Annotated in this window: 21 protein-coding genes and 1 other RNA gene; 15 read left to right on the forward strand and 7 right to left on the reverse strand. The window is 58.5% G+C overall.

Annotated features, from left to right (window positions below):
* Positions 1-33 precede the first annotated feature (33 nt).
* The 5 genes from mmsB (at position 34) to ffs (ending at position 4,674) form a co-directional block, all read left to right on the forward strand.
* The gene (gene mmsB / locus G5229_RS03040) at positions 34-954 is read left to right on the forward strand and encodes a 3-hydroxyisobutyrate dehydrogenase (RefSeq protein WP_421208388.1); all 921 of its coding nucleotides are present in this window, start codon (positions 34-36) and stop codon (positions 952-954) included.
* 52 nt (positions 955-1,006) lie between these two features.
* Positions 1,007-1,786, forward strand: a complete 780-nt coding sequence (locus tag G5229_RS03045; protein WP_421208390.1) for an SDR family oxidoreductase — start codon at positions 1,007-1,009, stop codon at positions 1,784-1,786.
* Positions 1,787-2,144: 358 nt separating this feature from the next.
* Entirely contained in the window at positions 2,145-3,581 is a 1,437-nt protein-coding gene (gene arcD, locus G5229_RS03050) for an arginine-ornithine antiporter (protein WP_058057349.1), read from the forward strand.
* 105 nt (positions 3,582-3,686) lie between these two features.
* Positions 3,687-4,475: a sulfite exporter TauE/SafE family protein gene (locus G5229_RS03055; protein ID WP_203118038.1), complete on the forward strand. Its 789-nt coding sequence runs from the start codon at positions 3,687-3,689 to the stop codon at positions 4,473-4,475.
* 102 nt (positions 4,476-4,577) lie between these two features.
* Positions 4,578-4,674, forward strand: an RNA gene (gene ffs / locus G5229_RS03060) — signal recognition particle sRNA small type.
* Positions 4,675-4,991: 317 nt separating this feature from the next.
* Here the strand turns inward: ffs and G5229_RS03065 are convergent.
* Together G5229_RS03065 and G5229_RS03070 are read right to left on the reverse strand one after the other, a co-directional pair.
* The gene (locus tag G5229_RS03065) at positions 4,992-6,818 is read right to left on the reverse strand and encodes an ATP-binding protein (RefSeq protein WP_421208393.1); all 1,827 of its coding nucleotides are present in this window, start codon (positions 6,816-6,818) and stop codon (positions 4,992-4,994) included.
* 8 nt (positions 6,819-6,826) lie between these two features.
* Entirely contained in the window at positions 6,827-7,318 is a 492-nt protein-coding gene (locus tag G5229_RS03070) for a molybdopterin-dependent oxidoreductase (protein WP_005351410.1), read from the reverse strand.
* 338 nt (positions 7,319-7,656) lie between these two features.
* On the opposite strand from G5229_RS03070, the gene G5229_RS03075 reads away from it, so the two are divergent.
* The 6 genes from G5229_RS03075 (at position 7,657) to G5229_RS03100 (ending at position 13,810) form a co-directional block, all read left to right on the forward strand.
* A complete protein-coding gene (locus G5229_RS03075; RefSeq protein ID WP_005333409.1) occupies positions 7,657-8,007 on the forward strand; it encodes an STAS domain-containing protein in 351 nt (116 codons plus the stop codon).
* Positions 8,004-8,420, forward strand: a complete 417-nt coding sequence (locus G5229_RS03080) for a hypothetical protein (protein WP_421208394.1) — start codon at positions 8,004-8,006, stop codon at positions 8,418-8,420. The genes G5229_RS03075 and G5229_RS03080 overlap by 4 nt, the downstream gene beginning before the upstream one ends.
* A gap of 18 nt (positions 8,421-8,438) precedes the next feature.
* Positions 8,439-10,544, forward strand: a complete 2,106-nt coding sequence (locus G5229_RS03085) for an SLBB domain-containing protein (RefSeq protein ID WP_421208395.1) — start codon at positions 8,439-8,441, stop codon at positions 10,542-10,544.
* Between the two features lies 1 nt (position 10,545).
* The gene (locus G5229_RS03090) at positions 10,546-11,214 is read left to right on the forward strand and encodes a tyrosine-protein kinase family protein (RefSeq protein ID WP_005360129.1); all 669 of its coding nucleotides are present in this window, start codon (positions 10,546-10,548) and stop codon (positions 11,212-11,214) included.
* Between the two features lie 23 nt (positions 11,215-11,237).
* Positions 11,238-12,728 (forward strand): SpoIIE family protein phosphatase, encoded by a 1,491-nt coding sequence (locus G5229_RS03095; RefSeq protein ID WP_421208396.1) that lies wholly within the window; start codon positions 11,238-11,240, stop codon positions 12,726-12,728.
* 80 nt (positions 12,729-12,808) lie between these two features.
* Entirely contained in the window at positions 12,809-13,810 is a 1,002-nt protein-coding gene (locus G5229_RS03100; RefSeq protein ID WP_088869118.1) for a glycosyltransferase family 4 protein, read from the forward strand.
* 295 nt (positions 13,811-14,105) lie between these two features.
* Here G5229_RS03100 and G5229_RS03105 read toward each other — a convergent pair whose 3' ends face one another.
* The 3 genes from G5229_RS03105 to G5229_RS03115 are packed head-to-tail and all read right to left on the reverse strand — an operon-like array spanning position 14,106 to position 17,078.
* Positions 14,106-14,741: a sugar transferase gene (locus G5229_RS03105; RefSeq protein ID WP_088869117.1), complete on the reverse strand. Its 636-nt coding sequence runs from the start codon at positions 14,739-14,741 to the stop codon at positions 14,106-14,108.
* Positions 14,738-15,931 carry a glycosyltransferase family 2 protein gene (locus G5229_RS03110; protein ID WP_088869116.1) on the reverse strand — a complete coding sequence of 398 codons (1,194 nt, stop codon included), beginning with the start codon at positions 15,929-15,931 and terminating at the stop codon, positions 14,738-14,740. Before G5229_RS03110 ends, G5229_RS03105 begins: the two co-directional genes overlap by 4 nt.
* Positions 15,932-15,962: 31 nt before the next feature.
* Entirely contained in the window at positions 15,963-17,078 is a 1,116-nt protein-coding gene (locus G5229_RS03115) for a glycosyltransferase (RefSeq protein ID WP_088869115.1), read from the reverse strand.
* Between the two features lie 156 nt (positions 17,079-17,234).
* Between G5229_RS03115 and G5229_RS03120 the strand changes: the two genes are divergently transcribed.
* Positions 17,235-18,650, forward strand: a complete 1,416-nt coding sequence (locus tag G5229_RS03120) for a GumC family protein (protein WP_043819760.1) — start codon at positions 17,235-17,237, stop codon at positions 18,648-18,650.
* Positions 18,651-19,042: 392 nt separating this feature from the next.
* Positions 19,043-19,702: a hypothetical protein gene (locus tag G5229_RS03125; RefSeq protein WP_421208399.1), complete on the forward strand. Its 660-nt coding sequence runs from the start codon at positions 19,043-19,045 to the stop codon at positions 19,700-19,702.
* 378 nt (positions 19,703-20,080) lie between these two features.
* Here G5229_RS03125 and G5229_RS03130 read toward each other — a convergent pair whose 3' ends face one another.
* The gene (locus tag G5229_RS03130) at positions 20,081-20,926 is read right to left on the reverse strand and encodes a DUF1194 domain-containing protein (RefSeq protein ID WP_421208400.1); all 846 of its coding nucleotides are present in this window, start codon (positions 20,924-20,926) and stop codon (positions 20,081-20,083) included.
* Positions 20,927-21,083: 157 nt separating this feature from the next.
* Here G5229_RS03130 and G5229_RS03135 point away from each other — a divergent pair, with 157 nt between their 5' ends.
* Together G5229_RS03135 and G5229_RS03140 are read left to right on the forward strand one after the other, a co-directional pair.
* Positions 21,084-21,851 carry a hypothetical protein gene (locus G5229_RS03135; protein ID WP_123172955.1) on the forward strand — a complete coding sequence of 256 codons (768 nt, stop codon included), beginning with the start codon at positions 21,084-21,086 and terminating at the stop codon, positions 21,849-21,851.
* The gene (locus G5229_RS03140) at positions 21,838-22,284 is read left to right on the forward strand and encodes a hypothetical protein (RefSeq protein WP_421208401.1); all 447 of its coding nucleotides are present in this window, start codon (positions 21,838-21,840) and stop codon (positions 22,282-22,284) included. The genes G5229_RS03135 and G5229_RS03140 overlap by 14 nt, the downstream gene beginning before the upstream one ends.
* On the opposite strand, the gene G5229_RS03145 is transcribed toward G5229_RS03140, so the two are convergent.
* Positions 22,262-22,738 carry a hypothetical protein gene (locus G5229_RS03145; RefSeq protein ID WP_421208402.1) on the reverse strand — a complete coding sequence of 159 codons (477 nt, stop codon included), beginning with the start codon at positions 22,736-22,738 and terminating at the stop codon, positions 22,262-22,264. The two genes, G5229_RS03140 and G5229_RS03145, sit on opposite strands and share 23 nt — an antisense overlap.
* Positions 22,739-22,743: the final 5 nt, after the last annotated feature.

A 22,743-nucleotide genomic window follows, 5' to 3' on the forward strand; every position in this document is an offset into this window, starting at 1 on the left:
ACGCCGCCATCAGCAACGCAAGGAGCAAGCGGGATGACAAGGATAGGGTTTATCGGGCTCGGCAACATGGGGGGGCCCATGGCGGCCAATCTGGCCAGGGCTGGGCACACGGTGCAGGTGTTTGATCTGGTTGCCCAAAACATTGAGCGCGCCATCGCCGCTGGCTGCATCGCCACGGGGGATGCCCGTGATGCGGCGACCGGCTGCGAGGTGGTGATCAGCATGCTACCTGCGGGGGAGCATGTACGCGATCTTTGGTTGGGCGAGAGCGCCGGTGAGCGAGGTGGGCAGGATCTGCTGGCAGCACTGCCGGTTGGTGCACTGGTGATCGACTGCTCCACCATAGATGTCGACTCTGCCCGTCAGGTCGGGGAGGCGGCCCGCGCGCGTGGTTTGCGTTTTATCGATGCCCCTGTCTCGGGTGGTGTCGCCGGTGCGGCCGCCGGGACGCTCACCTTTATCGTTGGCGGCGACGCGGCCGATTTCGAGGCGGCAAAACCCCTGCTCGCCTGCATGGGGCAGAACCTGTTTCACGCCGGGGCGCTGGGTGCCGGGCAGATCGCCAAGATGTGCAACAACATGCTGCTTGCGATCCACATGGCGGGTACTGCCGAAGCGCTGGCCCTCGGGGTGAAGGAGGGACTGGATCCCGCCGTACTCTCCACCATCATGGGCAAGAGCTCCGGCAACAACTGGAGTCTGGAGCGCTACAACCCCTGGCCCGGGGTGATGGAGAATGTCCCTGCCGCCCGCAACTATCAGGGGGGCTTTATGACCCGTCTGATGGTGAAAGATTTGGGGCTCGCCATGGCGCTGGCCGAGCATGGCCACAGCGCTGTGCCCATGGGGGCGATCGCGCGTAACCTGTTCAACCTGCATGCCGCTCAGGGGCAGGGGAGCCGCGATTTCTCCAGCATCGTCGAACTCTATCTGGATAAACAGGATCCCGCCTGACGGGTCACCTCTCTTCAAGGCATCTCTCTTCGACCAGCTACAAGGAGCATTGATGGATATCAAAGATAAGGTCATCGTTATTACCGGTGCCGGACGTGGCTTGGGACGGGCCATTGCGCTGGCCCTGAGCGCACAGGGGGCGACGCTGGCGCTGCTCGACATCAATCGCGCCGATCTGGAGGCGACCGCAGCCCTGGTGCGCAGTCAGAATGATCAGTGCGATCAAGATAGCCAGTGCGAGCTGTTTGTCTGCAATGTGGCGAGCGAAGCCGAGGTTGAGTCGGTTTTTGCTGGCATCAAGGAGAGTTTTGGCGTGCTGCACGGTCTTATCAACTGCGCCGGTATTTTGCGCGATGGCATGCTGATCAAGGTGAAAGAGGGTGAGCTGGTGGAGAAGATGACGCTGGCCCAGTGGCAGAGCGTGATTGACGTCAACCTCACAGGTACCTTCCTCTGCGGGCGCGAAGGGGCGGCGCTGATGGCGCAAGGGGGGCAGGGGGGCGTTATCATCAACATCTCTTCCATCGCCCGCGCCGGCAATATTGGCCAGAGCAACTATGCCGCCAGCAAGGCAGGGGTTGCCTCGCTGGTGGTGACCTGGGCGCGGGAGTTGGCGCGCCATGGCATTCGGGTGATGGGGATTGCCCCCGGGGTGTTTGCCACCGACATGACGGCGGCGATGAAGCCGGAGGCGATGGCGCGGATGCAGCAGGCCATTCCGGTCGGCACCCTTGGCGAGGCGCAGCAGCTGGCCGAGACGGTGAGCTTTATTTTTGCCAACGACTATCTGTCGGGAAGGATGATAGAACTGGATGGCGGTTTGCGTTTATAGGGATTTACATAATGGGCCCCGGTGTTTCCACCGGGGCTTTTTTATGCAGATTATTTATACAGAGAGCGCCTGAATGGCGATGCATAGGAACCATGCGAGTCAGGTTGTGTTGGCAGAAAAATGAGAAATATCAATGGGTCTTGGTTAATTTGAGCCAGCTCACAGGCCATATGGGTCAGTGCTGTAAAATTGCGCGCGGTCAAGGCGGTGCATGATTGACGGGACGAGGGATTGCGGTCGGAATAGTCATGCAATATAGTTGCCGCCTTTTTCACGGGGTCAGGATTCCCAGCCCCTCCCATATTGCGCGCAGTATGAATACGGACGCTCTGCCGCCGCCTAAATAAACAGGATTGAAATGGACAAGAAACTAGGGCTGGGCGCCCTCATTTCGCTGGTGATCGGCTCCATGGTCGGCGCCGGGGTCTTCAGTCTGCCACAAAACATTGCTGCGCATGCCAGTGCCGGGGCGGTCGCCCTGGGTTGGGCCATCACCGGTCTGGGCATGATCTGTCTCGCGCTGGTCTATCAGAACCTCTCCATGCGCCGCCCCGATCTCGATGGCGGTATCTTCAGCTATGCCAAAGCCGGTTTCGGCGATTTTATCGGTTTCAACGCCGCCTGGGGTTACTGGCTCTGCCAACTGCTGGCCAACGTCTCCTACGCCATCGTGGTGTTCAGCGCCCTGAGCTACTTCTTCGATACACCTGACAACGTCATCTTCGGTGACGGCAATACGCCGGTGGCCATCACGCTGGCCTCCATCCTGATCTGGTCGGTGCATGCGCTGGTGCTGCGCGGGGTACAGGTTGCTGCGCTGGTGAATATCGTCACCACCATCGCCAAGATGGTGCCGCTCATCGTCTTCTGTGTTGCGATCCTGCTGGCTTTCAACATGGATACCTTCACTCTGGATATCTGGGGCCAGAACAACATGGAGCTGGGCTCCGTGATGGATCAAGTCAAGTCCACCATGAAGGTGACCCTCTGGGTCTTTATCGGGATTGAAGGGGCCGTGGTGGTCTCTGCCCGTGCCCGTCATCGCAAGGATGTGGGCCGTGCCACCGTGCTGGCGCTGCTCGGCGCCTTGACACTCTATGTGATGGTGACCCTGTTCTCGCTGGGTGTCATGAGCCAGCCGCAACTGGCGGCGCTCAAGAACCCTTCGACCGCCATGATCCTTGAAGCCGTAGTCGGCCCCTGGGGCGCCTGGCTTATCAACATCGGTCTGGTGGTGTCGGTGATGGGGGCTCTGCTCAGCTGGACCGTGCTGGCTGCTGAAGTGCCCTACATCGCGGGCAAGACCGGCGTGTTCCCGGGCTGGTTTGCCAAGGAGAACAAGAATGGCTCGCCGCAGGTGTCGCTCTGGTGCTCCACCTGTCTGGTGCAGATCTTCCTGATCATCATCTACTTCCAGAGCAGTACCTATCTGGCGCTGGTCAACATCGCGACCTCGGCGGCGCTGGTGCCTTACGTCTTTTCGGGCGCTTATGGCCTGAAGCTGGCATTGAAAGGGGAGACCTATCAGGGTCAACCTCACCAGCGCAAGCGTGACCTGCTGCTGGCTCTGGTGGCGACCGTTTACGGCTGCTGGCTGGTCTACGCTGCTGGTGTGGAGTACCTGTTGCTGGTGGCGCTGCTCTATAGTCCGGGCATCTTCATCTACTGGAAGGCGCGTCAGCATCACGGTCTGCGTGGCCTTAACCGGTTGGAGCAGGGGATGACTGCTGCCCTGCTCGGCTGTGCCGTGCTGGCCTTCTACAAGGTGATGGATGGTACCATTCCGCTGAACTGAGCGGCACAATAGAGAGATGGCCCTCGCGCCATCTCTTTTTTTTCATGCTGATATCCAGTGTCGTCCGGCTGAGTTGGCCGTTTATCGTTCAAGACAGGAATTTTTATGCTGTTTATGGGTTACCTCCTGCTGGGGGCCTTTGCCGGTATGCTGGCGGGGTTGTTCGGGATTGGCGGTGGATTGATCATTGTTCCCGTGCTGGTGGTCAGTTTTCGGGCGATGGGATTTGAACCCGAAATCATTACCCATTTGGCCCTGGGCACTTCCCTTCCCACCATGATCTTTACCGGATTCAGCTCGCTTAGAGCGCACCAGGAAGCGGGCGCCGTCGACTGGGTGATGATCCGCCGATTAGGGGCTGGTATGTTGGTTGGTGCCTGGCTTGGCGGCATGACCGCCAATCTGCTCAGTGCCAGTACCCTCAATATCATTATCGGCTGCTTCGCCTGGACTATGGCGCTGCAGATGGGGCTTAACCTCAAGCCCAAGGCGGAAAGACACCTGCCAGGAGCGTTCGGCACAGGCATCGCCGGTACCATCATTGGCTGGATGTCAGCGCTGTTTGGCATTGGCGGTGGCTCGCTCACCGTCCCTTACCTGAGCTGGAACTCGGTGCCAATGCGCAATGCGGTGGCGGCCTCTGCAGCTTGCAGCATGCCCATCGCGCTGGCGGGGAGCCTCAGCTACCTCTATGCGGGTTGGGGTCATGCCGATCTGCCCGAGTGGAGTGTGGGCTACATCTATCTGCCCGCCCTGCTGGGCATTGTGCTGACCAGTACCCAGTTTGCCCGCCTTGGTGCCAAGCTGGCACACCGATTGTCACCAAGACGCCTCAAGCAGGCATTTGCTCTGCTGATGCTGCTGGTGGGGGCGAAATTTATGCTGTTTAGCTGATTCATTCGGCAGATTGTTGAAAAATAAGGCAAACGATCTGTTGGAGGGTAGAAAGCCGTTGCATTGAACGCCCAGTTTGCCTATTCTCCTCGCCGGTGGTCCTATTGGTCCTCTCGCATTGATAACCCGTCGACCTGGTCAGGACCGGAAGGTAGCAGCCAAGGCGGGGGACTCGAGTGCCGGGATGTGGCTGGTAGGGCCACCACTTGTTTCTGCAATTCAATAAGTTAGCTTCCTAAAGCCCTTGGTCATCCACTTTGTGTGGACGACGAGGAGCTCATCGATGAATCTCTGGCTCAGTCCCCACGGCATCCGGTATTACCGGAAAGTCACCACGCTCCCCTGTGGCCGTCGTAAAGAGATCAAAAAATCCCTGCATACCCGAGACAAGCTGACGGCCCGTGCAGCTGTTGCGAAGCGACTTGCCTGTTCGCGTTCCAGACCCAAGCCCATTCAGTTGCCTGCAGAGGTCAATGTTGTCCCACATGAGCAATCAGTAGCCCGGAATCCAAGGTTTTATTGTTTGGTGACACGCATGGCTGCGTTGTATTTGAGCCGACCATGGGAAATATGTCTGTTTATCTCGCTTAGCAGCGTCTCTTTATTGATGGGCTTGGTGATATATCCATTCATGCCATGGGAAAGATAGTATTGCTTGGATTCCGGCATCGCATCAGCCGTCAGGGCGATGATGGGGATATCTGCCCAAGGCATCTGGGAGGTGCGGATCCGGGTGGTGGCCACCAGGCCATCCATCACTGGCATCTGGACATCCATCAACACCAGATCAAATTCGGTGTGACCCAGTTTCTCCAGCGCCTCTTCTCCCTGAACGGCCAGTGTGACCTGATGGCCCACGGAGTCGAGCATGGCGCCGATCACCTTGCGGTTGGTGGCATTGTCATCAACCAGCAAGATGCGATAACTCTCCTGATCCAGCGGTTTGGACTGCAGGCAAACAATCGAGGGGGTCGTGGCTCTGGCGGGCCAGATGTAGGTAAAAGTACTGCCATGTCCCTCGCTGCTCTCTACCGAGATATCGCCGCCCATCAGGCGTGCGAGGTTACGGGATATTTCAAGTCCCAGGCCCGATCCGCCATATTGGCGGGTGATCGAGACATCCGCCTGGGCGAAACGTTGAAACAGGTTCTTTAGCTGACTTTTGCTCATGCCGATCCCTGTGTCCTGGATCGAGATGCGTATCGAGTGGCGATCCTGCTCCAACAGGGTGCTATCAACATGGATCTTTACTTCCCCCTGATGGGTGAACTTGATGGCATTGCTCACCAGGTTGAAGAGAATTTGGCGCACCCTCAGCGGGTCGATCATCAACCACTCCGGCGTATCGGGGGCAACAGTCAGGGTCAGTTTGATCCCTTTTGCATCGCAGTTGCTCTGCATCAGGGCCCGGATATCCTCCAGCAGCTGGGGCAAGTGATGGGGGGCCAGTTGCAGCTCGATCTTGCCCTCTTCCAGCTTGGATACATCCAGAATGTCGTTAAGCAGACCGAGCAGATGGTTTGCCGATTCGCGCGCCGTCTCCAGATAGTCTCGCTCCCTCGGATCCATATCCCGGTCGGCCAGCAGTGAGAGCATGCCGAGAATGCCATTCATGGGGGTGCGAATTTCATGGCTCATGTTGGCCAAAAAGCTGCTTTTGGCTCTTGTGCCTGCCTCTGCCGCTTGATTTGCCCGCAGCAGTTTGTCATTGAGCTGCTGCATCAGTTTGTGTTGCAGAAACGAGATATTCATTTGCCGCCAGATCAGCAGGGCGAGCACAAAGAGCAGCGCAAATTGCAGGGTCGCGATGAGTGTCGTCGTGATGATCTGCTCCCTCACGCTGTCGCGGCGTGCCACATCAAACAGCGTCGCCTGCTGGTTCACCTCCAGAGTCAGCTGATGGAGCAGGGGAAGCAGGGAGGCGAGCTGTTGGCGCAGCTCCTGATGGGCAAGATTGTCCAGCGGCTTGGTGGCTTCCGGGCCGAGCCAGATATCCGCCAGAGAGATGTAGGATCGAATGGCTTTGCTTGCCTGCTGGTAGATCTCAGTTTGCTGAAGCAGGCTGCGATCCTTGCTCTCCAGTACCAGATCCATGCGGCTGACCAGAATATCGTATCTGAGCTGGAAGGTCGGTTGCGACTCATGGAGCAGCGAGCTTTGAAAACGCAGCGCTTCGTTATAGAGCTGGAAATAGTTCCACATCACGTTGTCTTCGCCCTGGCTGGTACTGCGCTGCAGATCCTGAAATTGCCGGTACTGGATGGTACCAATACCGGCAAAGGCAAGGAGCAGCACACAAAGCACCACAAACAAGAAACGTTGACTGGCCGCCATGGAACGCATGATGGGATCTACTCCACTTTTATCGCGCTGATCTGCCAGATAGCCCGACCGTAATAGAGCTTGTTTTGCAGTTCGGGATATTGATCGAACGGATAGACAAGGAACAGCGGCCCTTTGTCACGCACCGACAGTGGCTTGCCATTGATCGTGCGGGCGAGGATGACCCGATACTGCTCGGCATCGCTTGTCGGCACCTGTACCGAGTAGTCATTGAGCGCGGTAATAGTGAGCTGTTTGCCGGTTGCCCCGACCTTGGCCAATACATCTTGCAGCAGCGGGCCGCGAAAAGTTTTGGCTTCGTCATACCAGGGGGTATGGGTTTTGATTTCGTGTACCGGCAGTTGATCCAGCATGGCGCTGTCCCACAGGGCCAGAGCCTGATGAGTGGGGCTGCTGATGGCGCCTTCAACCTTCAACACGGCGCTGTCAGGGGAGGGGGCTGCGTATGCGGTGCCGCAAAGGGCTGCCAACAGTGGTGCGATGTAAAGGCCTGCTTTCATGATCTCTCCTTCCTGGAATATGGCGGCATGGGGGCCGAGCCAACGGTGGCTTGTGAAGTGTGTCCAAAGGCAAGCAATAATCGGGCCCGGTCTAATGGGCTTGAATTATCAGCCATTTAGCCTCTTATCTAGCGATCTCGGCGAAGGTGAATTGCAGTTTGCAACGTGCGGGGGAGGTCAATTGCAATTTGGCAATCAAAACGAGGAGTGGGTGTCGGCGAATAAGGCGCAAAGAGTATCATTTGGAGAACAAGTGCCGTGGCACTGCCCGGCATAACATTTGCAACGTGCTGAATGCCGTGACAGCAAATAGTCTGAGAATCGACAAGGAGCTAGCGATGGAAAGCATGACTTACACCCTTAATGATATCCAGGTAGTGGTACTGGAAAACGAGTTTGACGCGATGGCCGTCAGTGAGCTCCGCCCGTTGTTTGAAACCCTCTCGACCCACCCGGGAGATATCCTGGCCGATATCAGCGATGTTCATTTTATTGATTCATCGGGGATCGGAGCCTTGGTATTTCTCTATAAAAGATTGATTATGAACGGGCATCAGATGGCCCTTGTCTGTGGACCCGGTCAACCTCATGACCTGCTGGAGATGTTGCATATCGACCGGGTGATCCCCTGCCATGAGAGCATCAAGGCCTATATGCGTTCCCGTGGCATGATGGCCGCTGCATCATGAAACGCTTTGGTATCCTGCTCTCATCCATTCTGCTGTCGGGTTGCGCGCAGTGGCCGCCGGAGGGATATGGCGGCATGGCCGAGGCAAGACCCACCCGTATTCCGGTCAATGAGGATGAACAGCGGGTCTGGTCTCGTTATGATGAGCGTCAGAAGGAACTCGACTTGCAGCTGACGGAATTAAAGCAAGCGAGTCTGCAGGGGTGTATGCCTGCCGAGTTGAAACGACTACAATCTCAACGTATTGATATCGAACGGGATATGCACGGACGGCTCTGGTCGGATGTAGCCTGGCGTCAGACCGTGTTGGCACAATCACTACAACAAGTACGTTTGCGGCTGCAACAGACAACAGCGGATGGCTGTCGTGCTGATTGGTTAGGGCTCCCCTTACGCCAATGGGGGCAGACGTAACAGACGAAAAGGATGTCTATGAAACGGGGCGCTCTCGAAGGATTGATCTGTGTTCTCTTGCTGTTGTTCACCTGCCCGTTACTGGCCTCCACCTTATTGGCTCCCGGTGATCGGTTGGCCATAGTGCAACCCGGTGAGCCTGCTTTTGATCAGCCTTTCCAGATCAACAAGCAGGGGGAGATTGCACTGCCTGAGGTCGGCAACGTCGTGGTGGGAGGAAAGACCCTGCAACAGGCGGATGAGCTGATCCGCACTGCCCTCAAACCTGTTTACAACAACCTCTCTCAATTGACCGTTACCTTGCTGGAGAAGCGGCTGCTGATCAGCGTGATGGGCTATGTCAAAAAACCCGGCAGTTATGATCTGGCGCCCGATGGCAACGTGCAGATGGCCCTCGATGCCGCTGGCGGTCTGGTGCCCGGTGCCCAGCTCAACAATATGCAGGTGCGGCGCGGCAGTACGGTCTCTAGCTTCGACTACAAGCGTTATCTCGATACCGGCGATGCCAGCGTGTTGCCGCCATTGCAATCCCTTGATGTGGTGTTCGTGCCAGCATCCCCTTTGATCGGCAACGTGCAGATTGATTTTGATGCGGCAACCCTGGCGGCAGGCGGGGATGGCGATACCGGCAAGGCGATCAAGGTGTTTGGCGAGGTCAACAGCCCCGGCGCCTTCAGTTTCAAGAGCGGCAACTCCATCGTGGATCTGCTGATGCGGGCAGGTGGGGTGACCCGCTTTGCCGGGGTGGAGCGGATCCGGGTGATCAATGGTGATGCCCCCGAACTGTTCGATCTCAAAGCCTATCTCGACTCCGGCAACAACAAGTTGCTGCCCAATCTGGCGCCGGGCGCCACCATCTTCGTGCCCAAGGATGAAGAGCAGATAAAACGGGGGGCACGCACCATCTACATCATGGGTGAGGTGTTCAAACCTGGTGCCTATGAGGGGCGGGAAGGGGACTCCTTCCTCGATATTCTGGCCAATGCCGGTGGCCCGACCCGCTATGCCGAGAGTCGCCAGATCCGTTTGCTGCGCACCGATGGCACGATCGAACCCATCGACTTGCAGGCCTATACCGAAGGGATGCAAAAGGCGCTTCCCCAAGTCAAACCCGGTGATGCCATTTTTGTGCCGGAAAAAACCGATATCAACGAGAAGTCCTGGTTGAAAGTGGCGCCCGGGCGGGCGGTGATGGTGATGGGGGCGGTGCGGATCCCGGGCCGCTATGAATGGTCTGACGAAATGTCGCTGCTGGATCTGATCGCCCACGCCGGAGGGCCCAACGAGCGGGCCGATATCGCCAAGGTGCAGATCCTGACCGCCGCAGGGGGGCAGGCCACGCCAACCCTGTTCGATCTCGACAAGTTCCTTCATCAGGGGGGGGCGCTGGCCAGCCTGCCGAAGATCCGGGCCGGATTCACCATCATGATCCCCGAGCTGCCCACCGATCCCAGTGACAACAAGTCCCAGTGGGTGCGCCAGTCACCGGACAGTTCCATCTATATCTTCGGTCAGGTCGGAGCCCCCGGTCGCTATGCCTTCAATGAGCAGATGGGGTTTATCGACATCCTGTCTGCCGCCGATGGTCCGACTGCGGCGGCGGATCTGCGCAATGTGCGTATCGCCCATCGCAGTGGCAGCACTGCACGGGTCAGCAAGCTCGACCTTGCTCTCTACTTTGAAACCGGCGATGAAACCTTGCTGCCCAAGGTGCTGCCCGGCGACTCCATCTACCTGCCGGAGAAGAATCGTCCCTGGCTCGATGAGCCGAAGGAGAACACCATTCGGGTGCTGGGAGCGATAGCCCGTCCTGGTCGCTACCGCTTTGACTCCTCCATGACCCTGCTGGATCTGCTGGCCGAGGCAGGGGGCCCGACCAGCAGCGCCTATATCAAGAAGATTGTGGTGATCAACATGTCTACCAGTGGTCAGGGGGATCAGGCCCGCAGCTTCGATCTTGACGGCTTTGCCAAAGAGCCCGACTTTAGCCAGTTGCCGGTGCTGCGTGCAGGGGACACCGTCTTTATCCCTGACAGCAAAAGCAGCAACTGGGCCATCTTCATGGATGGCATGCGCGACATTTTGACCACGATCTCGGTGGTGGCCCTGGTCGGGACGCTTTGATATGAGCATCCCCATTCAATATCTGGAGCTCGAATCCCTCTACGCGGCGACGGTCGCCCGGGGGATCCGCTCGCTGGCGGTCACCTCGTCGGAAGGGGGAGAGGGGGTGAGCTCCATCTGCGATGCGCTGGCAAGGCGCTCGGAAGCGGATGGGCTGCGCACCCTGCTGGTGGATCTCAATCTCTATCACCCCGGCCGCGCCACGGCGGTTGCCTGGGGGCCCAATGATGTGCCCGAGCCGGTGGCCACTGGCCGGTCGTTGTCCCTGCTCCCGGCGCCGGGTAAGGATCTGATGGCTTTTCGCAACAAGGATACCTTGCGCCAATTGCTGGTTCGCTGGCTCGAGCACTACGATGTGGTGATCTTCGATACCTCGCCGCTCACCGCCCTCAATCGGGGCAATATTCCGGCCGATCAGGTGTGTGGGGCCTGTGAAGGGGCGCTGCTGGTGGTGCTGGCGGGAGTGACGCCGACGACCGTGGTACAAAGTGCGGTGGATAAACTGACCCGTGCCGAGGCCAATCTGATTGGCGCAGTCTATAACGACAAGCTCAACCCGGGGCTGGCCAGCGAGATCCTGCGCGAACTCAACCGGCTGCCCAGCAACCGGGTGACCGAATGGCTCAAGCGCTGGTGTCGGCGCAGTGCCTTGCTCAATTTCCGGATCTGATCGCCCGCTGATGGAGGCCCGATATGGATGACTGGTTGCGATCTGCTCCGGCAACCCTGCAGTCGGTGCGCGAACTGCGCAACCGGCTGGCGCAGGGACTCTCCCTGTTTCAGGTCTCCCCAAAGGATCAAGCCAACTGGCTGCTCTGTTTCAGTGAGCTGGCCACCAATAGCGTCAAGCACACAGCTCCTCCCGCGACCAGGCTCTGGCTCACGCTGAAAGAGGATGAAACGGGTTTGAGTCTGATACTGGAGGATGATGGCGGCCCGCAACCCGGTCTTGCCAGCTCGCCGTTACCCGATGAGCTGCAGGAGGGGGGATACGGGCTGGCGCTGGTGCACCAGCTGTTTGCCGAGGTGCACTTCTCTCGCGACGGTGATCGCAATCGCGTGACCCTTCGCCAGCAGGGCCTGGTCAACCAACTGCCGGTGATCGCGGTGATCGACGATGACAAGGTGATGCGTGCCCTGCTCACCGCCTATCTCCATGAGCACTACCGGGTTGAAAGTTATGCCGACTCCCATGCCGCCCTGCTGGCGCTCGGAAAGCAGCCCCCCGCGCTGGTACTCTCCGATATCGAGATGGAGGGGATCGATGGCTTTGGGCTGCGCCAGCAGTTGATGAAGGATCCCAAGATGAAGGGGGTGCCCTTTATCTTCCTGACCGGTCATCAGGATCAGTGGACCCAGAGTCGGGCGGGGGCGCTGGGGATCGATGACTTTCTGGTCAAACCCATCACCAAGCAGGACCTGTTGCTGGCGGTTTCGCGGGTGCTGCAACGCTCGCAGCAGCTCAAGTCGCAATGGGGCGAGCAGCTGGATCAGCGCATGACCTCGGCGCTGCGCCCGTTATTGCCTGCCACCTCCATAGGGGGATACCAGCTGGCGTTGCAAACCCGCGCGGCCACCGTGGGGGGCGGGGACTTTCTGCTGGTCAAGGATCGGGTGCTGTGGCTCGGGGATGTGATGGGCCACGACGCGGAAGCCAAGTTTTTTGCCCATGCCTATGCCGGTTATCTGCGCGGCTTGCTGACCGCCCACGATCTGGAGCGCGCCCCCGCCCGTTTGCTGACCATCTTGTCCAATGCGGTTCACAGTGATCCGTTATTGGGGGCTACCCTGCTCACCACCCTCTGCATTGAACTCGGCAACGAGGGACGGGTGCAGTGGGCCAGTGCGGGCCACCCTGCGCCCTGGCTGGTCGGACCCGGCACCATCCGTCAGGTCGGCGTGACCGGCCCCTTGCCCGGTTTGCGCCCGGATCCCCACTTCGTGACCAATGAGCGTCAGCTCAAGCCCGGCGAGATCCTGCTGTTCTGGACCGACGGTCTGCTCGATAGTCGTGATGCCGCAGAGCGCCAGCGCTGGGAGTCGCAGCTAAAAGAGATCTGCCTGACTTCGGGGCCCGGTCTTGAGCAACTGGCTCATCTCATTGCCCGCTGGTTTGATGAGCGCATCAATGATGCCGCCCTCGATGACATGACCCTCCTGCTGGTCGCCTGTCCCGGCGCCTGATCCAGCCCCTCTTTGCCTGACTGGCCCGCTCTATGCAGCGCCTCATTTCTGGTGGCATGGAGCCACGGGAGGAGGTGCCTATGTTACCCATGCAGCAGATCTGGCTGGCCATCGATGCGCGTCAGGTCGGTGGAATAGAAGTTCACATTATCCACTTGGCCAACGATCTGCTGGCCAGGGGATTTCGCCCCACCATAGTGCTGGTGAGCAACCACGGCATGACCCCCTTTACGACCCTGCTCAAACAACAGGGCTTGCCCTACGAGGTGTGCCACAACAGCCGCGATTTTATGCGCCGTCTGGCCCGCCAGCCTGCTTCTGTGCTGATCCATACCCACGGCTACAAGGCCGGGGTGCTGGGGCGGCTGACGGCCTGGTTCACTGGCAAATCGGTGGTCTCGACTTTTCACAGTGGAGATGACGGGGAGGGTTTGCTGAAGTTTTACAGCTGGCTGGATCGCACTACAGCGCGTTTTGCGAAGTGTATTGCAGTGAGCGAGCCCATCGCTCGCAAATTGCCTGTGCCAAGCACGGTGATCAGCAACTTTGTCCCCATGCCTGCGACGCCGGCTACGGTATCTGGCAACCGGATTGCCTTTGTCGGCCGCCTCTCGCCGGAAAAGGGGCCGGAGGCGTTTTGCCAGCTGGCCGCCTTCTGCCCGGATGGGGCGTTTCATCTCTACGGGGATGGCCCCATGAAAAGTGCCTTGTTGCAGCAGTATGGTGATCGCGTCCAGCTTCATGGTTTCCAGAACATGGCCAATGAGTGGCACAACATCGACCTGCTCTGCATCACCTCCCGCTTTGAAGGGTTGCCGCTGGTGGCCCTGGAGGCGATGGCTCACGGCATACCTGTCTGTACCTTTGCGGTGGGGGGGCTGGTCAATCTGATCGACCATAAATCCAATGGCTGGCTGGTGGAGCCCGGCCATGTGCGGGATATGGCGGAGCTGGTCAACTACTGGCTGCGCAGCGATGGGGTGGTGCGCAGCAAAATGAGTCAGGCGGCCCGCAACACCATCGCCCGCGGGTACAGCGTGAGCAACAGAGTGACCGATATTCTGGCCGTCTACGGCGCCTGAATCACCAAGGGAAAAATTGCCAAAACGAGTGGCCGCTGGCTACTCGTTTTTTTATGTGCCGGTGTTAGGGGTTGCAGGGGGCGGATTGCTTCGGTGATCACGCAACGCTTGGGTTTCTGCTGTTGGTCAAACTGGCATCAGGCCTTTGGATGGATGGGGCCAGATAATGGCGATCAGATCGCTGACTTTTCGGTGATCAACGTTGATGTGCCACAAGGATGCGCCATAAAAAAAGGCCATTGCAGTGGCAATGGCCTGATGGGGTTGGGGTGTGGTTGAGGTTGGCACAGCGGGATTAGCGCCCCTTTTTGCCAACCATGATGGCGATCGTCTTGCCGATGATATGCACATCCTGCACCAGCCAGCGCCAGGGGTGGAGCAGGGCGACCGAGTAGGCCAGATCGAACGCCAGCTTGCTGCGCACATCATCCAGCGACTCGTCGTAACCCTGATTGACCTGTGCCAGACCGGTAATGCCGGGGGCCACTTCATAGGTGCGTTCGATAAAGTACGGCACCGCATCTTCCAGCCGGTTGGCGATACCGGGTCGCTCCGGGCGGGGGCCTATCAGCGACATCTCCCCCTTGAGCACATTGATAAACTGCGGCAGCTCATCGAGCCGGGTTTTGCGCAGAAAGTCGCCGCTGCGGGTGATCCGGCTGTCCCCCTTGCCACACCAGATCGGCCCGGTGGCCGCCTCGGCGTCGGCGCGCATGGTGCGAAACTTGATCATGAAAAAGAGCTCGGTATGGGTGGCGTGGCTGCGCCCGATCCGCAGCTGACGAAAGAACACAGGCCCCGGGCTATCGAGCCGGATGGCCAGCATGATCAGTGGCCACAGCGGCAGCGTCAGCAGCAGGCCAAGAGTGGCACCGAGCAGATCCATGCTGCGTTTGACCACCAGGGTCAATCTTGGAATGGGGTGTGTCATACGGCTTTCTCCTGTGACATGAAACGTATGGGGGCGCGCAGGCAGTAGCGCAGGGTGCCCATGCCGTTGTACCAGTGTCCGAGTACCAGATAGTGGATTTTGCGAAACAGATTGGGCCAGGGGTGCACAGGGGTCAGCTGGATCAAGATGACCAGCAGATACCCCAGCAGTTGCAGCCCCAGCAACAGCTGAAATAGCAGGGATTGGGTGGCCAGCGGGATGGCGCAGAGCCACAGCAGGGTCAGGCAGAGCGGCATCAACACCCGCAGCCCCTTGCCACTGGCAAAGTTGAAGGCAACCCAGCCGAACTTGGGGTGCAGCAGGGGCAGCAACCGCAGCAGCTGCTGGGTGTTGCCGGCCCCGATCCGCTTGCGCCGTGTCGCCTCCAGCGCGGCATTGGAAACTTCCAGCTCCAGTGCGGCGCAGCGATTGTCATAGACAGCGCGATACCCCTTGGCGATGGCCTGCATCGGCAGGATGAAATCGTCGTTGATGGTATCGGCGGCCAGCGGGGTGAGGCACTCCCGGCGCATCATGTAAAAGGCCCCGTGGGCCCCCAGCATGCCGCCAAGGGCCGACTCGCAGAGCTTGATCTGGCTTTGATAGTGCCAGTAACTCTCCTCGCCCTGTGAGCCCGGTTGCCAGAAGCGGTATGCCTCCCCGACCACCCCTACCTTGGGATCGGCAAAATGGGCGACCGCCAGCAGCAGGCTGTCGATGGGCAGCAGGGCCGAGACATCGGTGAGGGCCACTAGATCGCTGTGTACCCGGGTCATGGCCTCGTTGAGGACGGCGACCTTGCCGCGATTGCGGGGGTGATCAAACAGCCTGATCTGCAACTGCTGCAGGGCGGGATCACCGAGCTGACTTAGCGCAATGGGGTAGCTGTTGTCGCTGCAACCGTCGAAATGCACATGCACCCACAGCTTGTCGGCGGGGTAATCGAGGCTGGCGAGGTTTTGCAGCTTGGCCGCGATGGTCGCCGCCTCGTTGTAGACCGGCATCAACAGGGTGATGGTCGGCAGCGCCTCATCGGTGGCGTCTGTTTTGAACCCTCGATCAAGAGGGCGGGGTGGATTGGCTACCTTGCACGCCTGCCGACCACCGAATTTGAGTAGCAGGGGATAGCCGACATGGTGGTAGACCACCAGTACAGCGCACAGCCAGAACACGATCATGATCCACTCCATGGGATGCTCCTCTGGTCATCGGGTCGCTTGATCAGCGGCTGTAAAGCTGCTGATAGGCCTGAGCCATCCGGCTCAAGCTGCTTTGCTGGCACACAAACTCTCGGGTGACGGCACGCAGGCTATGGCACTGCAGCAACCCTTGTGCCAGAAGCTGGGCAAGGCGGCCGGGATCCCGCTCCGACAGGATATGGCCGCTGGCCTGACAGACGATCTCTCTGGCCGCCCCCACGTCGCTCATCACCACCGGCACCCCGCAGGCCTGCGCTTCCAGCACGCAAAGCGGCATCCCCTCTGCCAGCGAGGGGAGGCAGAAGAGATCCAGCCCCTGATAGAAGCGCGGCATGTTTTCGACCAGCCCCAAAAAATGGACCCGATGGGCGATCCCCAGCTGCTGACACTGTTGTTGCAACGCATTTTGCAAACTGCCGACCCCTGCCAACGCAAGATGCACCTCTTCCGGCAGGGTGCGGATCGCCTCCAGCAGCAAGGTGTGACCCTTGACCGACTCAAGGCGGGCGGCGCAGCCAATCAACCTGACCCCTTGTGGCAGCCCCATATCCTGACGGGCGAGGGCGGCAGCGCCCGGGGCAAAGCGCCGCTCATCAATGCCGTTGGGGATCACGGTTGGCGACAGCTGGCCCAGCTTGGCCAGCAGCTGGTTGGCTACCGGCGCGGCATCGGCCACCAGAATGGGTTTGAAGGCGCGCAGCCCCCACAGGGCCAGCGTGCGCTGATGGGGATCATCGAGATACCAGGCATCGTGCTCTGTGTGGATCAGGGTGGGCACCTGGGCCAGGCGACTGGCCAGCCCGCCATAGAGCATGGGCCCAAGATGGTGGGTATGTACCGCGATGGGCTTGAGTTGGCGCAGCAGTCGGGTGAGCCGCCAGAGGGTCGCAAGCGACCAGCCAGCGGGCTTTTCCAGACAGTGAATATTGCCTGCGAAGGGATGCAGGGCGGGCCATGCCCTTAGCACATCCCCTTTGCACCCTTCGAGAGAGATGATATGCACCGGTTGCTCGGCCGGGCTCGCCTGCGTGAGGTTGAGCACCATGGTCTCCAGCCCGCCCGGCTGCAGGTGCTGCACTATTTGAACGATGGCGCTCCCGCGGGGATGGGGTTTGTGCGACGGGGTTGATGACAACATGGTTCGCGCTCCGGCAAGGGAAGGGGTGACACCCCGGATAGCGGGAGAATGCGAATCTTGTACCACTCTTGCGATCTGCCCACAGAGGCGATCAGCTCCTCTGGTGGCACTGCCTTTGCATCGTGCGGGGGAGGGCTTTTCTCAGGGAGTGATGCCATGCCTGTCCAGTTCTATTACAACCTCTACATCATTCTCTTTGCCGCCTGGCGCCGTCGCTATCTGCTGGTGATCCCGGTACTGGTGATGCCGCTGGTGGGCGTGACGGTCGGCCTGCTCACCCCCAAGGAGTATGAGAGCCGCACCACCTTTATGGTGCCGCAAGATGCCAACCAGACCCCGACCCTCAAGGATCTGATCACTCAGGAGAGTCTCAAGGATCGCTTTGCGGTGCTTGAAGCCCTGCTGCGCAGCCGCTATGTGCTGGACGGGGTGGCGCGGGATCGCGGTCTGGTCAATGACGAGACCCCCCCAGCTCAGCGCGATGCCATCATGGACTGGCTCTCGAGTGCCGTCTCGCTGCGGCTGATCGGCGATGAGGTGATCGAGATAAAGGTCAAAGCGGATTCGGCGGCCAACAGCGCCGGGCTGCTCGAAGCCATTTCACGGCGCTTTTTCTTCAACCTGCTCAGCAAGGGGCGCCAGTCGGCGGAGTCGTCCGAACGTTTTCTGCAAAGCCAGCTCGACAGCCGCCGCAGCGAACTGCAAGCGGCCGAGCAGCTGCTCGCCGATTTTAAACGGGAGCATGCCAGCGCCTTGCCCCAGCAGCAGAGTACCAACGTCGCCCGTCTTTATGGCTTGCAGGAGCGTTATGCCGAGAGCCTGATCACCCTGCAGCAGGCCAAGGCACGGGTCGATCAGCTATCGCTGGGGCAAGAGAGCCAGCTGGCCCGCCAACTGGATGAGAAGCTGCAGCTGATGCGCACCGAGCTGGTGTTGCTGCGGGCCCGCTACAGCGACGAGCACAGCAAGGTTCAGAGCCTGCGCTATCAGATTGATCAGTTGCAGCAGGAGTTCGAGCAGCTCAAATCCCAGCCGGATATGGCCCGCGGGCCCGAGTGGCAACTGGCCCAGACGCAGTTGACGGAGGCAGAGCAAAACGCCGCCGGCCTGAAGAGCCAGCTGGATGGGCTGGACAAGGTGGTCGACTCCCAGGGCGATACCGAGCGCCAGCTCGCCGAGCTGGAGCGGGATCTGGCGGTCAAGCGCACCCTCTATCAGGATTTGCTGCTGCGTTATGAGAAGGCCAAGGTGACCGGCGATCTGGGCAACTTCGAGCAGGGGGAGCGGATCAAAGTGATCGACAAACCCTTTGCCCCCAGCAAGCCGAGCAACTACCCGCTCTGGCTGTTTCTGCTGGCGGGTATTGTTGGCGGACTGGGGCTCGGCTGCGGTCTGGCGCTGGTGGCCGAACTGGCGGATGCCAGCCTGCGCCGCTCCGATCAGCTGGCTGCCCTGGTCAAGGCGCCGGTGCTAAGCCGCATTCCCTACTGCGAGCCAGTGCCGGACTATCCATCCCATAGTGATCAGGCGCTGGATGGGCAGGTGCTGCCCATGTCACCAGAGCCGGGGTGATTGCCGTAAAAGCGGGCTATCAGCCTGAATCTGGATATTTCTGAAAAGGCCTTGTGATAAGGCCTTTTTTATATCGTACAGATGGCGGAGTAAAAATTGCGGTAAACCTCTAGAAGAGGATAGAAGCTGCATTTTCTATTTCCGTTTCTTGACTGTAGTTTTACCTAATGTTAAAAGTGGAGCCGCCCAATGCTATTAATAATTTACTTATAAGCTGAGGGCAGGTTAGTAATACAGCTACTTTAAAACGATTTTATTGGTTTGGATGACGAGTTATATGGCTAGTTTATATGAGATGCGTTAACAATGCGTTAATGGTTTCTGTCGTGTAATTACTATATTCCTTATTTTATTTCATTTAAAACTTATCATGTATGTTAGGGGTTAATATAGTGTCGAGTGAGAAGGAAACCCTCGGAAGGTTATATTTATGGCAAGTAGCACTTAATAGAATTAGTGATCTTTTAGCACTGAAACTACGGGTTGACCGTTTCTGTAACTCTGGAAGACCACAGAACATTACCCTATTGTATGATGAAGATCGTGCAAGGTTAAAAATTGGCTTACGTCTGGAAGGTGCTGAGTTAGATAACTTTGAAGATAAGCATGGTTCTCTATTTCCAGATATTCATGACATTCACCTGATTGGCGAATTAATAACCGAAGAAATAATAATTAAGTTCTGTACTATTTTTAACGATGGTTATGGGAAGGTTGGTGTTATTTCTGGTAATAAGAAATCATTTTGGGAACCTATTGTCGATAATGTGATTGCAGATGCATTTGCGGGAGATGTACGAGAAAGCTTTTACCAGTTTATTGAGCAAGCTAAAGCATATCGTAACCAGCAGGGAGCACACTTTGATCAACAAAATTTCTATGTAAAACATGGTGATAAAAAATCTGATGAAAATGGGCTTATATCTCATGTTGGTTGGAGTAGTGCCTTGCTTAGTTTTAACTGGGACTTTGTAGCTGAAACCATTCCTAAGTTCAAAGAATCTTTAAATAGTTATGTTAGAAAATTACAGCAACAAGCTAATATTATTTAGTGAAAGGAAATAAAAACATATGACAAGCACGTGAAGGGGTAAATAGCTTGGCTGAGCTCACGCTTTGTTCAAGTCGTAGGTTCAATTATCCCCGGTAGGCGTAATCGGGCGCTCGCGGTGACGCTCGCCGCTCATATGGCAAGTACGTCCTGACCGGTGCCAGTCGAAAGTGAGTTTTTTGGGGGGAGACGTGGCAAGATGGGAGCGAGTTAAATAAATATATTACAGAAAGGCCGCGAACGTCCGATTACGCTTCGCTAATCGAACCTACGCCTCTAGGAAATAAGTTGCTAAGAAATATAAATCGTCAGAAGGCATGTAATGGTAAAATAAATCAGGGAGCAATAGCTCCCTAATCGCGACACACGGGGTGATAAATCAGCCAATGGCGGGTGCCAGTTGCCCGTTGGCGGGCTGCAGGCGTCCTTGGTAACGGCGCTGATAGCGCCAGGCCAGCAGTAACGGCATCCCGAGCAGCAGCTGGGCGGCCAGCGGGATCTCCTCGATGGGGGCGGCCAGTGCACCTTCCGGAATAATTCCCCCCTCAATTTCGGCCGCCAGTTTGAGCTCCAGCGCATTGCCAAAGTCGGCGAAGGTGGTGGCATTGATAACAAACGCATCCTGACCGCCCGCCACGTTCTCCACATACCACTCTTGTAGCACCCCATCGGCATAGTCCTGACCTATGGTGATGCCGTTGATGGTGTCGATGCCGGAGGCGAGCAGTTGATCCCGCACGGTGGAGGTATCCAGCCCGTTGTTCTGGATACCGTCACCTGACACATCCATCACCTGGCGGGCGGCGGTGTAGTTGTTGGTATCAAACTGCTGGGCACCAAAGGCCATGGCCGAACCGGGGGCCGTCATCCCCGCATAGGGGCGGACCAGGGCATCCAGGGTGGCGGCGAAGTTGTTGATGGAGGTCATGTCGTAGAGGTGGAACCAGTCGGTCATCAGACTTTGCTGGTTGCTGCTGCTCCACATGATCATCTGTACGGCGATGGACCCGAGTTTGCCACCACTGGTGTCGAGGATGGCGCTTTGTACATCCTGACTGTAAAAGGCGTCCACATACCCCTGTAATTGCAGATTGAATTCCGATGAACTGACGCTGCCCGACACATCCATCAGCAGTTGCAGTTCGGTATCGACTTCGGTCAAGGCGTATGCGGGGGAGGTTACCAACAACATCCCCACCAGCCCTGCCAACGGTTTGAGTTTCATTGCTCACTCCTTCTCCCTGGCGCTAGTGCCAGCAGGGGGAATGAATAAAGCGTGCCAGCTTTGTTGCATCCTCTGACTTGGCTTGGTCCGGGTGAGAGCGGGCAGGCATGGAACTTGCGACAGGGGTCAAAAGCGCTGATAACCGGCAGGAGTTGCGATGGAGATCCGTCCCTGGCAGTGGGCACCCAACTGGCTGCTACTTGGTTTGGCCAATCAGTGGGGCATGGTGTGGCTCAATATGGGCCACTTCAACCTGCTGGTGGTGTTGCTGATTGCTATCTGGTGGCAAATTGCATCGCGGGTTGCACCGAGCTGGCGCCCGCATCCACTGGCGCTCGCCCTCTTTATCCTGCTGATCCTGATCCCCAGCGCCAGTTGCAAGGCGCTGGCTTGTCTGTTGCTGGTGGCCTCGCTATGGCGCCGTCATCAGAGTGGCGATGAGCGGGCGGTGTTGCAGATTGTGCTCGCCTTTACCGTGGCAGTGTTGTGGGGGCAACAGGTGTTTGCGTTGCTCTCCGGCCCTGTGCTGGCCCTCGATGCCTGGGGGGTAGGCCAGTGGTTGCAACTGCTGGGCTGGGAGACTCGCCTTGATGGCAATCGCATCGAGCGGTTGGGGGGCCATGCGCTGATCGTGCTCAAGGGGTGCTCCTCGTTTTCTCAACTCTATCTGGTGGTGCTCTCCTGGCTGGTCTCTTGCTGCTGGCTGGCGCCGGAGCGCCCACTCTACCGGCAGTGGCCCATGTTGCTGCTGGTTTGTCTGCTCTATATCGGGGCCAATCAGCTGCGGTTGGTGCTGATGAGCCTGGATCTGCGCTGGTATGGCTGGCTGCATACCGGCTCGCTGGCCCAGCTCTACCAGTGGGCCATTATGTTGCTGGTGATGACCATCCTCTTTATCCGGGGGCGCCGTGATGCGTCTGTCTAGGGGATATCTGTTGCTGTTGCTGGTGGCGCTGCTCAGTGCTGCCGCCATGGGCTGGCGTTATCAGAACCGGGCAGTTAACGAGGGGGCCAAGCCCATGCTAATGGAGCTGGTCCAGTTGGGATGGCGCTTGCGGGTGGCTACGCCTGTATTGGGCGGCACCTATGTCAGCTATCAGCTGGCCCATCCCCGCTGTGACGGCCTGCTGCAGGCCATGCTGGTGGCGCCGGATCGGGAGGCGATGTCAGTGACGCTGGCGAGTGAAGGGATGAGTCAGGGGGTGATGTTTTTAGGCGAGTTGCACCAGAGCCCGCCGCTGCTCTCGTACCGTCTTACCCAGGGTTGGCGCAAGTTGTGGGGGCTGACCCCTTATCCCCTCTATCGGGTGGCCTTGCCGTCCACCTGCCTCGGCCTTATTGCGCCGCCGCTGGGGTGACCGACCCCGATTCACCGTTTGGCAGAATGCGGATCAGCAAGGTATTGGGGGCCAGCATGGGGTCATAGCGGGGCTCCAGTTCAATGGCGCGAGCTCCCAGCAAGCGGGTGAGTGCGGTCAGCCGCACGCTCGCCATCCGCGCACTCTCCAGCATGTCGGTTTGCAGCCCGGGGCCGCTTACCAGCGCAATTCGGGCCGGATCCTTGCGTCCCAAAAACTGATGCAGCAGCTGCTCCTGATCCGCTGGCAGCTGCGTCTCTGCTTGCTGGTACTGCAGTTGCAGCTGGGGCTGTTCGGCCATTTGTTGTTCCCGCAACTGGTTGAGGATCGGCAGGGTCTCATTGACCGGCTCCTGACGGGCGCAACCGGTGAGGATCAGCAGCGGCAGCATCAGGGGCAACAGGCGGCGCAGGGCGCAGTCTTTGGCTGTGGAGCGGGGAGTCTGGTTGGCCATACGCA

Source organism: Aeromonas sp. 602396, assembly GCF_049173735.1.
Classification (GTDB): Bacteria; Pseudomonadota; Gammaproteobacteria; order Enterobacterales; family Aeromonadaceae; genus Aeromonas; species Aeromonas veronii_A.